15 protein-coding genes are annotated in these 13,808 nt (G+C 42.6%); 8 read left to right on the forward strand and 7 right to left on the reverse strand.

The window, feature by feature from the left end:
* Position 1 precedes the first annotated feature (1 nt).
* Positions 2 to 886, reverse strand: coding sequence for a 4-hydroxy-tetrahydrodipicolinate synthase (gene dapA / locus SHAL_RS12100; protein ID WP_012277409.1), 885 nt, complete (start codon positions 884 to 886; stop codon positions 2 to 4).
* A 239-nt stretch (positions 887 to 1,125) separates the two neighbouring features.
* Between dapA and SHAL_RS12105 the strand changes: the two genes are divergently transcribed.
* Together SHAL_RS12105 and bcp are read left to right on the forward strand one after the other, a co-directional pair.
* Entirely contained in the window at positions 1,126 to 1,662 is a 537-nt protein-coding gene (locus SHAL_RS12105) for a glycine cleavage system transcriptional repressor (RefSeq protein WP_012277410.1), read from the forward strand.
* A gap of 21 nt (positions 1,663 to 1,683) precedes the next feature.
* A complete protein-coding gene (gene bcp, locus SHAL_RS12110) occupies positions 1,684 to 2,154 on the forward strand; it encodes a thioredoxin-dependent thiol peroxidase (protein ID WP_041416414.1) in 471 nt (156 codons plus the stop codon).
* A gap of 84 nt (positions 2,155 to 2,238) precedes the next feature.
* Here bcp and SHAL_RS12115 read toward each other — a convergent pair whose 3' ends face one another.
* Positions 2,239 to 2,853, reverse strand: a complete 615-nt coding sequence (locus tag SHAL_RS12115) for a LysE/ArgO family amino acid transporter (RefSeq protein ID WP_012277412.1) — start codon at positions 2,851 to 2,853, stop codon at positions 2,239 to 2,241.
* A 129-nt stretch (positions 2,854 to 2,982) separates the two neighbouring features.
* On the opposite strand from SHAL_RS12115, the gene SHAL_RS12120 reads away from it, so the two are divergent.
* Positions 2,983 to 3,873 carry a LysR family transcriptional regulator ArgP gene (locus SHAL_RS12120; RefSeq protein WP_012277413.1) on the forward strand — a complete coding sequence of 297 codons (891 nt, stop codon included), beginning with the start codon at positions 2,983 to 2,985 and terminating at the stop codon, positions 3,871 to 3,873.
* A gap of 61 nt (positions 3,874 to 3,934) precedes the next feature.
* On the opposite strand, the gene SHAL_RS12125 is transcribed toward SHAL_RS12120, so the two are convergent.
* Complete coding sequence (locus SHAL_RS12125; protein WP_012277414.1) at positions 3,935 to 5,056, reverse strand: AI-2E family transporter; 1,122 nt, start codon at positions 5,054 to 5,056, stop codon at positions 3,935 to 3,937.
* A 90-nt stretch (positions 5,057 to 5,146) separates the two neighbouring features.
* On the reverse strand, positions 5,147 to 5,362 hold the full coding sequence (locus SHAL_RS12130) for a sulfurtransferase TusA family protein (RefSeq protein ID WP_012277415.1): 216 nt from the start codon (positions 5,360 to 5,362) through the stop codon (positions 5,147 to 5,149).
* A 111-nt stretch (positions 5,363 to 5,473) separates the two neighbouring features.
* On the opposite strand from SHAL_RS12130, the gene bepA reads away from it, so the two are divergent.
* From bepA to SHAL_RS12150, 4 genes are all read left to right on the forward strand, one after another.
* A complete protein-coding gene (gene bepA / locus SHAL_RS12135; protein ID WP_012277416.1) occupies positions 5,474 to 6,931 on the forward strand; it encodes a beta-barrel assembly-enhancing protease in 1,458 nt (485 codons plus the stop codon).
* Between the two features lie 76 nt (positions 6,932 to 7,007).
* Entirely contained in the window at positions 7,008 to 7,358 is a 351-nt protein-coding gene (gene arsC / locus SHAL_RS12140; protein WP_012277417.1) for an arsenate reductase (glutaredoxin), read from the forward strand.
* Positions 7,359 to 7,370: 12 nt separating this feature from the next.
* On the forward strand, positions 7,371 to 7,739 hold the full coding sequence (locus SHAL_RS12145; RefSeq protein ID WP_012277418.1) for a DUF2069 domain-containing protein: 369 nt from the start codon (positions 7,371 to 7,373) through the stop codon (positions 7,737 to 7,739).
* 242 nt (positions 7,740 to 7,981) lie between these two features.
* On the forward strand, positions 7,982 to 9,919 hold the full coding sequence (locus tag SHAL_RS12150; RefSeq protein ID WP_012277419.1) for a hypothetical protein: 1,938 nt from the start codon (positions 7,982 to 7,984) through the stop codon (positions 9,917 to 9,919).
* A gap of 79 nt (positions 9,920 to 9,998) precedes the next feature.
* Here SHAL_RS12150 and hda read toward each other — a convergent pair whose 3' ends face one another.
* On the reverse strand, positions 9,999 to 10,709 hold the full coding sequence (gene hda, locus SHAL_RS12155) for a DnaA inactivator Hda (RefSeq protein ID WP_012277420.1): 711 nt from the start codon (positions 10,707 to 10,709) through the stop codon (positions 9,999 to 10,001).
* Between the two features lie 73 nt (positions 10,710 to 10,782).
* Positions 10,783 to 11,895: a DUF2066 domain-containing protein gene (locus tag SHAL_RS12160; RefSeq protein WP_012277421.1), complete on the reverse strand. Its 1,113-nt coding sequence runs from the start codon at positions 11,893 to 11,895 to the stop codon at positions 10,783 to 10,785.
* A gap of 176 nt (positions 11,896 to 12,071) precedes the next feature.
* On the opposite strand from SHAL_RS12160, the gene SHAL_RS12165 reads away from it, so the two are divergent.
* Positions 12,072 to 13,328, forward strand: a complete 1,257-nt coding sequence (locus SHAL_RS12165; protein ID WP_012277422.1) for a uracil-xanthine permease family protein — start codon at positions 12,072 to 12,074, stop codon at positions 13,326 to 13,328.
* Positions 13,329 to 13,450: 122 nt separating this feature from the next.
* Here SHAL_RS12165 and SHAL_RS12170 read toward each other — a convergent pair whose 3' ends face one another.
* Positions 13,451 to 13,792, reverse strand: coding sequence for a Grx4 family monothiol glutaredoxin (locus SHAL_RS12170; protein WP_012277423.1), 342 nt, complete (start codon positions 13,790 to 13,792; stop codon positions 13,451 to 13,453).
* Positions 13,793 to 13,808: the final 16 nt, after the last annotated feature.

The following is a 13,808-nucleotide window of genomic DNA, read 5'->3' on the forward strand; positions in this document are numbered from 1 at the left end:
ATTATTCAACCTCGATTCGGGCATTTTTCATCGCTTCTAGCAACAGACCATGAAACTCTGTAGAAAGTTCAGTTAAAGGTAAACGAATATCACCTCTACTAATCAGTCCCATTCGGTGAGCAGCCCATTTTACTGGGATAGGATTGGCTTCACAGAACAGTACGCTAAATAATTCTTTAATCGACTCTTCAGCAGCTAATGCAGCAGGAATATTACCCGCTAGCGCAGCGTCACACATAGCTTTAAACTGTTTTGGAACAATATTGTTCGCAACAGAAATAACGCCATTGCCACCAAGTGTTAGGAACTCTCTTGCTGTTGCATCATCGCCACTATACAGCAAGAAATCATCGCCACATAAACGACGTAACTCTTTAACCCTAGACAGATCGCCAGTCGCTTCTTTAACACCGATAATGTTTTTTACACCGACGAGTTGAGCTACGGTTTCTGGCAGCATGTCGACAGCGGTGCGTCCTGGTACGTTATATAGGATTTGTGGTACATCGGTACTCGCTGCAACAGCGCTATAGTGTGCAATAAGCCCCTTTGGTGTTGGCTTGTTGTAATAAGGTGTAACACCTAGCATTGCAGCCACACCTGTATTTGTGAGGCCTTTAGTTAACTCAATCGCTTCTGCCGTTGCGTTAGCGCCATTCCCACCAATAATTGGGATTCGACCCGCTGCAAATTTTACCGTTTGTTCGACAACAGCAATATGCTCTTTCGCAGGCAGTGTTGCAGACTCACCGGTTGTGCCAACGGCAACAATGGCATCTGTACCTTGGGCGATATGGTACTCAACTAAACTTTCAAGACTCTTATAATCTACTGTGCCATCACTATTCATTGGTGTGATTAAGGCAACGATGCTTCCGTATATCATGTGTATTCCCCAAGGGTTCAGGACTGGCTATGGTACTGATGCAATCCACTAAAAACAAGCACTACAACGCAAGACTTAAGCATATTCATCATCAACTTGAAACATATTAAATAAGTGAGAGGATCACAATGACAAGGATCGCAAACTGATTAACTTGTGATAGCATGACTGACCACAAGGAAAATACGTCATCACATCGTCTATTTTTCAGCCTAAACAATAAGAATATGGGGTATGAAATGTCCAATCACTTGGTCGTTACTGCAATGGGAGCCGATCGCTCAGGTATTGTGAGTAAGTTTGCACGACTCGCTAGTGAGTGTGACTGCGATATCGTTGATAGTCGCATGGCACTGTTTGGTAATGAATTTACCTTAATTATGATGCTTTCAGGTTCGTGGGCGTCGATTACTAAGATGGAAACCACATTACCGAGCTTAAGTGTTGAACTTGAGTTATTAACGGTAATGAAGCGTACTTCAAAACATACTCCACAAAACTATATCTCCCGTTTAGAAGTTAACTTCAGCGGTCATGACCAACGTGGAACAATGAGAAAAATAACACAATTTTTAGCGGACAGGTCGCTCGATCTGGCTGCAGTTAAATCTCATGCGGAAGAAGATGCGACTGGCGAGCCAACACAAAACATTAGTCTAACCATTAATGTGCCAGAAAAAGTCGACTTAGATAAACTCGAAGTCAGCTTAAATGATCTAGCAGCCGAGCTAACTCTAGAATGTACCATTGAGCGTATGCAAGGCGTTGAAAGTTAAATTTTCAGAATGGATAAAAATATGAAAACCTTAACCGTTGGCGATATTGCGCCGCTTTTTACCCTACAAAACCAAAAAGACGAAACCGTTAGCTTAACTGAGGCGCTAAAAACTGGCCCAGTGCTGGTTTACTTCTATCCAAAGGCTTCGACTCCTGGTTGCACGGTACAGGCCTGTGGGTTAAGAGATAGTAAAGAAGAGCTCAATAGCCTCTGTGTTACAGTATTTGGGGTAAGTCCCGATCCTGTGGCCAAGCTTGCTAGGTTTTCAGATAAGCAGTCGCTTAACTTTTCTCTACTTAGCGATGAAGATCATGCCATTGCCGACGCTTTTGGCGTATGGGGTGAAAAGAAGTTCATGGGTAAAATTTATGACGGTATACATCGCTTAAGCTTCTTGATTGGTCAAGACGGCAAAGTGGCACATGTATTCAATAAGTTTAAAACGAAAGATCATCATGAAGTTATCCTCGCTCATTTAAAGAGTCGCTAACCATTATCAAACTAACTTGATAAGTTGTTCGTTCACATTGTAAAAAGGAGCCCTATGGCTCCTTTTTTTGTTATAGACACTTAGTTAAAAGAGGTATGGATACATTAACGCCCCAGCAATGGACCACATAGTAATGCAGATGAACCTGTCGAGATAACACCAAGCTTTAGGCTTTCGAAACACTGGGCTCAAATATTTAGCACCTAGGCTTAAGCTAAAAAACCACACAAATGATGCCAATACTGCGCCAGCACCAAACCACTGCTTTTCAGTTCCCTCAAATTGCACGCTAATACTCCCCAGTAAAACAACGGTATCTAAATAAAGGTGTGGATTTAACAAGCTAATTGCGAGAGTCGTTAATACCGCTTTTTTTAATGTATCCGCGGCGAGCGCTTCATCGCTCTCCATTCTACTGTCACTAAACGATGACTTTAGTGCACAATAGCCATAGAGAAGCAAAAATATGGCCCCACCGAAACTGGCAATATCTTTAATTATCGGAAAAGCCAGAATGAGGTGGCCAAGACCCGCAACACCAGCGGTGATCATTATCGCGTCGATAAATGAACAAATTGCAGCTATAGGCAACGAATGTGAACGCTTAAGTCCTTGCTTTAAAACAAAGGCGTTCTGTGCGCCTACCGCCATAATTAGGCTTCCGCCTATCCCCATTCCTTGTATAAATGCTGTTTGCATGCCAACCTCAAAACGACTTCAATTTATTGGTCGCAAGCTTAATCGTCACCGACAAATAAGTACAACTAATAAACCTAATAATGTATAAGTTAAACTTATACCTGTTTATCGGTTATGAAGGAAAATAACATGTTTGATTACGCACACCTTAAGGCGCTATCCGTTGTCGTCTCTCAGGGGGGATTTGATAAAGCGGCAAAACACCTATACATCAGTCAATCTGCCGTATCTCAACGGATCAAACAGCTAGAAGAAAAGGTTGGCCAATCCCTGCTCGTCAGATCAAACCCTATCAGAGCAACTGAAACCGGAAAGCGGTTACTGCGCCACTATGCACAGGTACAGTTACTTGAGAGTGAGCTACGATCTGAAATGGATGTTGATGATCCCTCTTTACCGACAATCGTGAAAATAGCAGTCAATGCCGACAGTTTAGCGACTTGGTTTTTGCCCGCTTTAGCCGATACCTTCAAACAGCATAAATGGCTGCTGGAGTTAATCGTCGATGATGAGGCATACACCCACCATTTACTCAAAAATGGTGAAGCCGTGGGTTGTGTAACGACTACGCAAACCGCGCTATCCGGCTGCAGTAGTGAGTTTCTTGGCAACATGGAATACCTTTGCGTCGCCACGCCACAATTTATCCAAACTTACTTTACTTCAGAATTTACCGTAAATGACATCACCCAAGCTCCGGCAGTTGTATTTTCAACTAAAGATAAACTGCATGATAAATTCTTAAACTTTTATTTTGATATCAAAGATAAGAGATGGCGAGAGCACAAGATCCCCTCTTCCGAAAGCTTTCTAGAGGCGATAAAAATGGGACTAGGTTATGGTTTAGTCGCCCAGCCTCAGGCTAAAGCTCTGCTAGATAACGGTGAGTTAGTCGAAATATTCCCAGATAAACGAATGCATGTGCCGCTTTACTGGCAACATTGGAATATAAAAGCAAAACAAACTAGTGTGATTTATCGTGCGTTAGCGGCAAGTGCAAAGCATGTGCTGAATTCGTAACCAAAAATTCAGCCCAAATAAAAAGGAGCATTGAGCTCCTTTTTACTTTATCTCGCCACAACTATTTCGTTTCTGGCTCTACGGCTTGCGATAAATTGAGCGCTGCAGAGTCTTGTTGCTGTAAGCCCTGTGCGTTTGGTACTGGCCAAGCATTAATCACCGCCTTGACCAAGGAGGCCAGCGGAATCGCAAAGAATACCCCCCAAACGCCCCATAAACCGCCAAATATCAGCACAGCTGCAATAATAAATACCGGATGTAGATCGACAGCATCCGAGAATAAAATCGGTACTAATACATTACCGTCTAAGGCTTGAATTATGCCGTAACCCACTATTAGATAGCCAAATTCAGGACTTATTCCCCACTGAACAAATGCGACTAAGGCTATAGGGAGTGTCACTAATGTCGCACCAACATAGGGGATCAGTACCGACAGCCCTGTCAAAACACCGAGCAGTGCCGCATAACGCAGATCCATTACAGCAAAGAAGATATAACTGACCACCCCGATGATAACAATCTCGATGACTTTTCCGCGAATGTAATTAAAAATCTGTTGGTGCATCTCACTCCAGACTTTACGCGCTAAATCTCGATTAGTAGGAAAGAAGCGTTTACTGCCTTTTATCAGTTCATCTTTATCTTTTAAAAAGAAGAACACTAATAAAGGGATTAAAATCGCATAGACCATCAGTACTAAAAGCGACGCCGAATACCCCAAAATCTGCTTACCAATGTCGAGTAGATGTTGAGTATCGAGCATCTTCTTAAGCTCGGCGACCATGGTATCTAGCTGACTTGGGTTCACAAACTGGGGATATTGATTGATATATAGCTGAGCGGTGTTTAAGCCTTTGTCTATCATACTCGGTAAGTCCCCCATTAGACTCACCCCTTGGCGCCAAAGACTCGGAACCAGGCCAAAACTAATTAACAGCATTAAACCGATAAACAGTACCAGAACTAAAGAGGCAGCTGTAGGGCGATTGATCCCGATTCGGGCCATCTGTGCGACGGGCCACTCCAATAAGAATGCTAGCACTAATGCAATTAATAATGGCGCTAACAAGCCCCCTGCAAAATAGATTGCCAGTGCAAATCCTAACAAAATAAGCACTAACGTTACGGCTTGTGGATCACTAAAACGTTCTTTATACCAACGGCTTAAAACTGATAACATTCAAACTCCCTAGTTCGACGACCGTTTTAATCCCTTGCAGCCATCACTAAAATGATATTTCACTCACTGTAAAATTGTATAAAGTCTCTTTTACTTATTCACGGTTAACGACATGATAGTGTCATTATCTTCAACGACGGCATGACTATAACCCGCTTTTTTTAGATAACGGGGAACATCTTGCCTAGAGCCGGGGTCAGATAATACAACAAGAATGCAGTCACCCACAGAAAGTTGCTTTAGAGCAAGTTTAACTTTTACTAACGGCAACGGACAACGATATGGTGTTAAATCAATAATAATCATAATGAACTTGCTATAACCAATCTAAGACTATTATCCTAATAAGCGACGCAAACCACAAGCAAGCATTGTGACTAGGTGATAACAGAAGCATAGCCCAAATTAAGGATCCGCTTGAGTAAATTAACATTATCTAAATCCGTCATTGCAGGTGCCCTCTCTTTTATTTTATGCACGAGTTCACCTGTTAGTTATGCAAATAACGATTTACCTGACTTGGGTACAGCGGCTGTAAATACGTTCAGCTTAGAAAAAGAAACTCAAGTGGGTGATGCGTATATGCGCGTGATCCGTGGTTCTGCGCCGATGCTCAATGATCCGGTGCTAAACCAATATTTAACAGAGCTAGGTAATAAGCTAGTTGCTAATGCTACAGGGGTCAAAACCCCATTTTACTTCTTCTTATTAAGAAACGATGAGATTAATGCATTTGCATTTTTCGGTGGTCATGTCGGTGTACATACCGGACTTTTTCTTAATGCCGACACCGAAAGCGAGCTCGCCTCGGTGATTGGTCACGAAATTACTCACGTTACCCAGCGCCATTTAGCACGATCTATTGAAGCGCAGCAGAAAACATCCCCAGCAACCATTGCTGGTATGTTAGGGGCAATTTTGTTAACCATCGCCTCTCCACAAGCGGGTATGGCGGCATTGGCAACGACTCAAGCATTAGCCACCCAGTCGAAGATTAACTACACTCGCCTACATGAAAAAGAAGCTGACCGCATCGGTATGCAGGTCATGGTCGATGCAGGCTTTGACCCAAATGGGGCTGCCGACTTCTTTGGTAAACTTGCCACCCGATATCGCTTCACAACTAAACCACCGCAAATGCTATTGACTCACCCCTTACCCGAGTCACGTATTTCAGAGGCCCGTATTCGCGCTGAGCGTTATCCATTAAGGCATATACCCGACAACCTAAACTTCCAACTGGCTAAGGCACGAATTCAAGTTAGGTTTTCAGGCTACAGTGAACAAGCTGCGCTTTCCATCTTTGAGAAACAATTAAAGCATAATCGATATACCTTCAAAAGTGCTGCTGAATATGGCAAGGCATTGGCGCTATTTAGATTAAATAAATATGCAGAGTCAGAAAAAATTATTGATGAGCTGTTAGCCGAGAGCCCGAATAATCTGTTTTTTATTGATACTAAAACGGATCTCCTCAATCAAAGGGGAGCAAACAAGGACGCAATTAGCCTTTTATTGGCGCAAAAACAGCTAAAACCAACGTCTCCGGTCGTGAATACCAATCTCGCCAATATCTACCTTGAAGATAATCAGGTGAATAAGGCAATTCCATTACTAGAGGACTTAATTTTCCTCGATAAACAAGACCAACTCGCTTACATATTGTTAAATGAGGCTTACAAGAAAAACGGCAATAAGACGATGGAGCACTTTGTTAAGGCAGAGTCATTAGCACTGATTGCCGATTATAAAACGGCTATTGATCAGCTCAATTTTGCATACCAAGAAGCTAAGGGTGACGCTTTACAGCTTGCTCGAATTGAAGCCCGAATCAGACAGTTTAGACAAGCAGATAGAGCATTGGAACAGCTATAATACCCTCAGCTAATTTGTGACTCTGGTCACAAATTAGCGTATCATATACACAAAATTTAATAACAATAAAATAACTATGCCAAAAGTAAGTATTTATCATAATTCAAGATGTTCAAAAAGCCGTCAGACTTTGGCGTTATTAGAAGATAACAACTGTGAAGTTAAGATTATTGAGTATCTAAAAACACCGCTAACAGTAAGCGAGATCACCGACATCTTAACTAAGCTCAATATCCCGCCGAGAGAGATGATGCGAGTTAAAGAACCTGAATACAAAGAGTTGGGATTAAGCGACCCCACTTTAACTCAGGAGCAATTAATCCAAGCAATGATCAACACTCCTAAACTGATTGAGCGCCCTATCGTGCTAGCTAATGATAAAGCCGTAATAGGTCGACCTCCCGAAAATGTGCTTACTATTCTATAAACGAGGAAGTTAATGAACTCGACCACCCTATTTAAACTTTGCCGCACAGGTTATATGGCATTGGTCATGTTGTTAGGGGCATGGTTCATCCGCCAAGGATTAACTGGCGAGTACTCCATGTTGTTTAGCCTACTCTGGATTGTGCCACTGTTGTTGCCACTGAAGGGGATCCTGACAGGAAAGCCTTATACCTATGCTTGGGCTAGTTTTATACTATGCCTTTATATGTTGCATGCTCTGACTTTGGTTTATGTCACCGAAACTGACACTCTATTTGCCGTCGTTGAATCCCTGCTGATTGGAAGTTTATTGGTTGGATTCCCTTTTTACGCCAGAGTTCGTGGCCGTGAGCTAGGCCTTGGGTTGAAAAAGAAAAAATAATCCATTGTTCACTGGCGGATATATTGTCATTCGTCAGTGATATCCTCATGCTATTAGTCCAAAAAATAAACCGTTTATTAAATAACCTATTCTTGATAGGTGTAACTAAGTAAGCCTCCCTCAAAAAACCACCAGCAAACCGTTAACAAACCATTAAACAACCCTTTGTTTATGCAACAAGCACTGTGCTATATTCAGATCCAAATTTGTCGCAGAACGCAATAAAAACAAAGGATAAATACATGAAGCGATCCTTAAGCTACGCATTGATTTGTGTCATAGGTCTTACTGCATGCGGTGGCAGTAGTGATAGTAATGACTCCTCGGGTGGTGATACCACGCCGCCTCCCGTTATACCTGATGGCCTAGTTAGGTGCGATATCCAAACTGAACTCAATCAAGTTGCAACCACATCTGCTGTCACCTTTTATATTGAAGATAATTACCTCGCTAGGCAGCCTGGTGCGATAATCGTAAAGCTTAGCGAGCAAAATGTGAGTGATTTTACCTTTAATTGGACTCAAATGTCCGGCCCTGCGTTAACGTTAAAGAGTATTAAGAGCCCTGTATTGGCTTTTACGGCGAGTGAAAGTGGTAATTACAAATTCGAATTATCAGCCAGCAAGAGTGGCGTCAATTATACAGAGTCGATAGAGATAAACTTAGGTGCCGCCAGTACAAATCAGTTATCTGCTCGTGTCGACCATCAAGCCAGTACAGGAAACTCTGTTAGCTTCCGAGTCGACACCCCTGACACAAATGGCCCCTCTCAAATTAGCTGGTGTGTTGCGGCGGGTCCAAGTTTATCCGTCGACATTAGTACGCCTCAAAAAGCCTTGCTCACCGCCCCTAGTGTCAACGTAGACACCATTAGCACGCTTAGAGCGACGGCAGTCATCAACGGCGAAGCCGTAACAGATGATGTGCAACTTCTTATCACTAAAGAAGCTGCCATTACCTCACCTTACTTCGATGAAAGAGTAGCGAAGACCTTTGCCTATAATACCGACTCCCCCTATAAAAACGATTTGCAGCCATGCGTATACTCAAATCAATTACTGCAAAGCTGCACCATTTCTCGTCTGCCACTGATTGGCCAAACGCCGGGTATCGATAAACAAGCAATCTTAGACAGAGTCTTAGTTTCACACCAATGGATGGGAGAGAATTTCGAACACTTTCTTGAAAACCTTGACCCTAATAGTGATTTTGCAACGCTATTACAGTCAGTAACCGCTATCGTCATTAGTTATGATGTAAGGCCTTCATTTTATTGGGTCGTAACGGGGGCAATTTATCTAGACCCGAATGATCTATGGTTACTGGCACAGGAACGTGACACGATTAATGAAGCTCCAGATTATAGAAGTGGCTTTGGTAATGATTTGAATTTTTTAATGCCCTGGCGTTACGTTAAAAATAACAGTTACACCTCCTATGTCATACCTAGAGGCGTGCGAACCGACCGTACAACTGAGGAGATGATGCCAGATCTTGCTTCATTGCTTTACCATGAGTTGGCTCATGCCAATGACTTTTTCCCTAGAAGCGTACACGGAGATCTTATAGGCCCAACCTTACTCGATGACTACCTGCGTCGAAGTGATGCTGAGCAGTTAGTCTCTGATCAACTTATTGCTTTTTATCCGCTCAATAGCCAAGAAATGACAAACTTGGCAGAGGTCAGCTTTAAAGGACAGACGGCCAGCGATAGCCAAAAAGCCTACACTGCTGCGGATATCACAAGTTTCTTCTCTCCCGATAGAGCCAGTGACTATTATGCCTACTCGACCAGGCGCGAAGATGCTGCCATGCTGTTTGAGGAAGCTTTAATGAGTCATAGATATGCAATACAGCGCGATGTGGCCGTAACCGATAAACCTGATAACCCTACGGCGAGCAGCATAACGGTTGACTGGGGGCAACGTGGAAGAATTGGTGATATAAAACTCGAAAACCGCGCGGCGTTTGTTATCAACCAAATAATGCCAGAGCTCAATGGCACTGTATTAGTGAACAATTTACCTGCGCCAATTGAAATGAAGCAAGGCCAATCTTGGTCCGATAATTTAACTATTTCTCCCGTTAATGGCCCACAGCTGAATAGAATCGCACCTCAGACAAGCTATTCTCCAGAGCTACGCTTAAGTGGTGATAGGCACGTAAAACCTGTCGATTAATCGTAAACTTTCTCGACTCTGAAAACGCAAAAGCCCAGATGAATATCTGGGCTTTTATCTTATATAATTATCAAAGTACTTACAGTCGCAGCATCTCTTTAATAAAAGGGATTGTCAGCTTACGTTGGTGAACCATAGAGGCTTTATCGAGCCTATCTAACACGTCAAATAGTGTTCTTAAGTCTCTTGCTAAGCGGTTTAATAGAAAGCGACCTACATCTTCTGGCAACTGTAAGCCTCTCATCGCCGCACGGCGTTGCAGTGCCGCAAGTTTTTCTTCATCAGCCATGGGTTGTAGCTGATAATTAAGCCCCCATTGCATTCGAGAGACTAAATCCGGTAAAGAGAAACCACTATCACTTGGCGAGACACTCGCACTGACAATAAGCGAGCAAGTCTTCTGCTCAGAAATTCGATTGTAAAGATCAAATATCGCTTCTTCCCATAAGGGGTGCCCTGCAATGGCATTGACATCATCAATACAGACGAGGTCGAGTTTCTCTAAGCCTTCTAATAACGCTGTAGAAATACTCGCATGGATCCCTAAAGGAATATAGAAGCTGCTACGCCCAAGATCATTCGCGTGAGCACAGGCGGCATGCATAAGGTGGGTACGTCCAGACTTTTCTGGACCCCATAAAAATACTGCACCTTCTGCTCTACCCTCGGCACAAGCTTGTAAACTTTGAATAAGCTCATCATTACCCGCTGCCGGATAATAACTATTGAAGGTTTCATCATCAGGTAGATGAACTGGTAATGATAACTGTAAAGGAGAGTTTGACTTCACTCAGGTGCTTCTCAACGACGCAATATATCTATATTAGACACACATGGTAGCATGTGTGTCAATTGATTGGGAGCTATTGACCTTTCCAATAATAGATCTGTGTCTCTTTATGAGCTTCAACTTGTGTACCGATTGCTGAATAGTCCAAGTTTTGTTGGCTATTCGTAGTCACAGTTTCAATTCGAGGGTCAAGAGCCATTAATCGATGAAGATCGGCTTCATTACCAAAAAGGCTTAAATTAAACTCAATCGTCTGCCCTTCAATACGACCGATACTTGCCGATTTGATTGCACTTAGCTGATCTAAATAACGTTCGATAGCAACTAACTGCTTCATATCCGTTACGTCAGCAAAAGAAAGCTTAGTGGTTTTCTGCTCTCCTGAGTCGGCTATCGCATACTGACCAACATAGTACTCGCTGGTGGCAGCGACAATGGCCGCAACGGCCTCATCGATCGTGGCGGTTTCTCCACTCGTATTAATAACAGACGTTAATTGCAGAGATTGCGCTGATTTCTCTCGTGGATAAAGACTCATCTGGTAACGATAAACACTTCCTTGTGGCTCGATAGTCGCCATGATGAAGTAATTTGATTGATAGCGCAGAGAAGCATCTGCCACATTGTCGGTGAAGTTACCACGAATATCATTTACACCGACCTTCATGGAATCATCAAGATCCATTAACGGGAATAACAATGGAGCGCCACGAGTCGCTGACTCTTGATTAAAAACTTGTCGGCTAGGATCTCTCGACGCATCATTTATTATTTCGCGTTGACCATTATCATTGATAACTAACCAAACTAAGGTCAAGGGTCGCTGTTTTCCCCAAACGGGTAGTCCAGCTTCTCGTAACAGTGAAATAATATGTTTATGGTCAAAGTTAACTTTTAAGAATAACTTTCCATCATCTTCAAAATAACCGTATTGAGTCATTAGTGAGCTAGCATTACCTAGCTGTTTCTTGATCGTTTCATTTAAGAGTGCACTCTGAGTACCAGAGTTTTTTAAAATAACTTCTTCAAAGGCTTGCTTGATCCCTTGGCTTCTAAGTGCAGTCGTTCTAGAGGCGATTGACACAACACCTTCATCGAGTTGCTTAACCTCGGCTGCAGCAACAAACGTTGAGAAACCTGACAGAAAAGAGACTGTAATAAAAGTACGTAAAATGAGTTTCAACATGTTTAAGATTCAAAGACGGCTCAATAGATAAAATTGTATCACATCTCTAATAACTTTTGCCGAGATAAAGAGATATGCCACCGCAATAGTTAAAGCAAGCTTTTGGACCTGCATCACATACAGCAGCATGGAAAGCAGTCATAATTGATAGGTTTATATAAAATAAGAGAGAAATAATGAAAAACCTGACAATGCCTTTGCAAGGAGCGCAAATGCTGTTCGTAGCCTTTGGCTCACTGGTATTAATGCCTTTGCTAACAGGCCTAGATACTAACGTTGCACTCTTTACCGCCGGTATCGGCACACTGCTCTTCCAGTTTATCACTAAGCGTCAAATCCCTATCTTTCTCGCTTCCTCTTTCGCCTTCATCGCACCTATTATGTACGGTGTGCAAACTTGGGGGATCCCATCAACCATGGGTGGCCTAATGGCCGCAGGTGTCGTTTATGTGATTTTAGCTGCTGTCATTAAAGTTAGAGGTGGTGGCTTCATTAAACGTTTACTGCCACCTGTCGTCGTCGGCCCTGTGATTATTGTAATCGGTTTAGGCTTAGCCCCTGTTGCCGTCAATATGGCTGTAGGTAAAAGCGGTGATGGTAGTCTTATTCTTATCGAACAAAATACTGCGTTACTTATCTCTCTAGCGTCTTTATTTACCACCATCGCCGTCGCTATTTTTGCCAAAGGTATATTAAAGCTAATGCCAATCCTAGCCGGTATCACTGTCGGTTATGGATTAAGTTTAGCTTTTGGCATTGTAGACTTTACACCTGTAAGAGACGCACCATGGTTAGCGTTGCCAAATTTTGTCGCACCTGAATTTAACTGGCACGCAATTTTATTTATGATCCCAGTCGCAATAGCTCCAGCGGTTGAACACATTGGTGATATCTTAGCTATCTCGAATGTAACCGGTAAGGATTACCTTAAAAAACCTGGATTACACCGTACCCTTGCTGGTGATGGTGTCGCTACCATTGCAGCTTCAGCATTTGGTGGTCCACCAAATACAACTTATTCAGAAGTAACTGGCGCAGTAACACTTACCAAGAACTTCAACCCAGTTGTAATGACATGGACAGCTATTACAGCCATTTTATTCTCTTTTGTTGGCAAGTTAGGCGCTTTACTGCAAACGATTCCTGTACCTGTTATGGGCGGGATCATGTGTTTACTATTTGGTTCTATTGCAGCTGTCGGTCTAAGCTCTTTAATTAAGAATCACGTTGACATGAATGAGCCACGCAACCTAAGTATTGTTGGTGTGACGTTAGTATTCGGTATTGGTGGCATGGCATTTGGTATCGGTTCATTTAGCTTAACCGGGATCAGTCTTTGCGGTATCCTTGCAATCGCCATGAACCTCATACTACCTGACAACGCAGCGTCACATGCGAAAATTGTGAGTGAAGAAATTAATCCTCAATCATAATGGCCTAATTGTTTATTGGTAAATGTTGAAGTAATAATACCAATCACATATTTAGTACTATTGATATAAGAAAGCCCCTAACGACTCACATCGTTAGGGGCTTTTTACTGACACAATCAATATTAAGCTTGATCGTCTTCTGTTTTATATTTAGCACCGGTTTCTTTGATAAGCGTTTGTAGCTCACCTTTTTGGAACATTTCAGTAAGAATGTCACAACCACCGATTAGCTCGCCTTCAACCCACAGTTGTGGGAACGTTGGCCAGTTAGCGTATTTTGGCAGCTCAGCACGGATATCGGGATGCTGGAGGATATCGACAAATGCAAATTGCTCATCGCAATTAATCATGATTTGAGCCACTTGAGAAGAAAAACCACAGCTAGGTAACTTTGGCGAGCCCTTCATATATAGGATAATTGGATTTTCGGCTATTTGCTGTTTAATCTTTTCTACAGTTTCCATTTTTTATTCCTGATTA

This window comes from Shewanella halifaxensis HAW-EB4 (assembly GCF_000019185.1).
In the GTDB taxonomy this organism is placed as follows: domain Bacteria; phylum Pseudomonadota; class Gammaproteobacteria; order Enterobacterales; family Shewanellaceae; genus Shewanella; species Shewanella halifaxensis.

Bases quoted from the DNA above. Each gene is read 5' to 3' on its own strand.
- dapA (WP_012277409.1), bottom strand. From the start codon at position 886: ATGATATACGGAAGCATCGTTGCCTTAATCACACCAATGAATAGTGAT.
- SHAL_RS12105 (WP_012277410.1), top strand. From the start codon at position 1,126: ATGTCCAATCACTTGGTCGTTACTGCAATGGGAGCCGATCGCTCAGGT.
- bcp (WP_041416414.1), top strand. From the start codon at position 1,684: ATGAAAACCTTAACCGTTGGCGATATTGCGCCGCTTTTTACCCTACAA.
- SHAL_RS12115 (WP_012277412.1), bottom strand. From the start codon at position 2,853: ATGCAAACAGCATTTATACAAGGAATGGGGATAGGCGGAAGCCTAATT.
- SHAL_RS12120 (WP_012277413.1), top strand. From the start codon at position 2,983: ATGTTTGATTACGCACACCTTAAGGCGCTATCCGTTGTCGTCTCTCAG.
- SHAL_RS12125 (WP_012277414.1), bottom strand. From the start codon at position 5,056: ATGTTATCAGTTTTAAGCCGTTGGTATAAAGAACGTTTTAGTGATCCA.
- SHAL_RS12130 (WP_012277415.1), bottom strand. From the start codon at position 5,362: ATGATTATTATTGATTTAACACCATATCGTTGTCCGTTGCCGTTAGTA.
- arsC (WP_012277417.1), top strand. From the start codon at position 7,008: ATGCCAAAAGTAAGTATTTATCATAATTCAAGATGTTCAAAAAGCCGT.
- SHAL_RS12145 (WP_012277418.1), top strand. From the start codon at position 7,371: ATGAACTCGACCACCCTATTTAAACTTTGCCGCACAGGTTATATGGCA.
- SHAL_RS12150 (WP_012277419.1), top strand. From the start codon at position 7,982: ATGAAGCGATCCTTAAGCTACGCATTGATTTGTGTCATAGGTCTTACT.
- SHAL_RS12160 (WP_012277421.1), bottom strand. From the start codon at position 11,895: ATGTTGAAACTCATTTTACGTACTTTTATTACAGTCTCTTTTCTGTCA.
- SHAL_RS12165 (WP_012277422.1), top strand. From the start codon at position 12,072: ATGAAAAACCTGACAATGCCTTTGCAAGGAGCGCAAATGCTGTTCGTA.
- SHAL_RS12170 (WP_012277423.1), bottom strand. From the start codon at position 13,792: ATGGAAACTGTAGAAAAGATTAAACAGCAAATAGCCGAAAATCCAATT.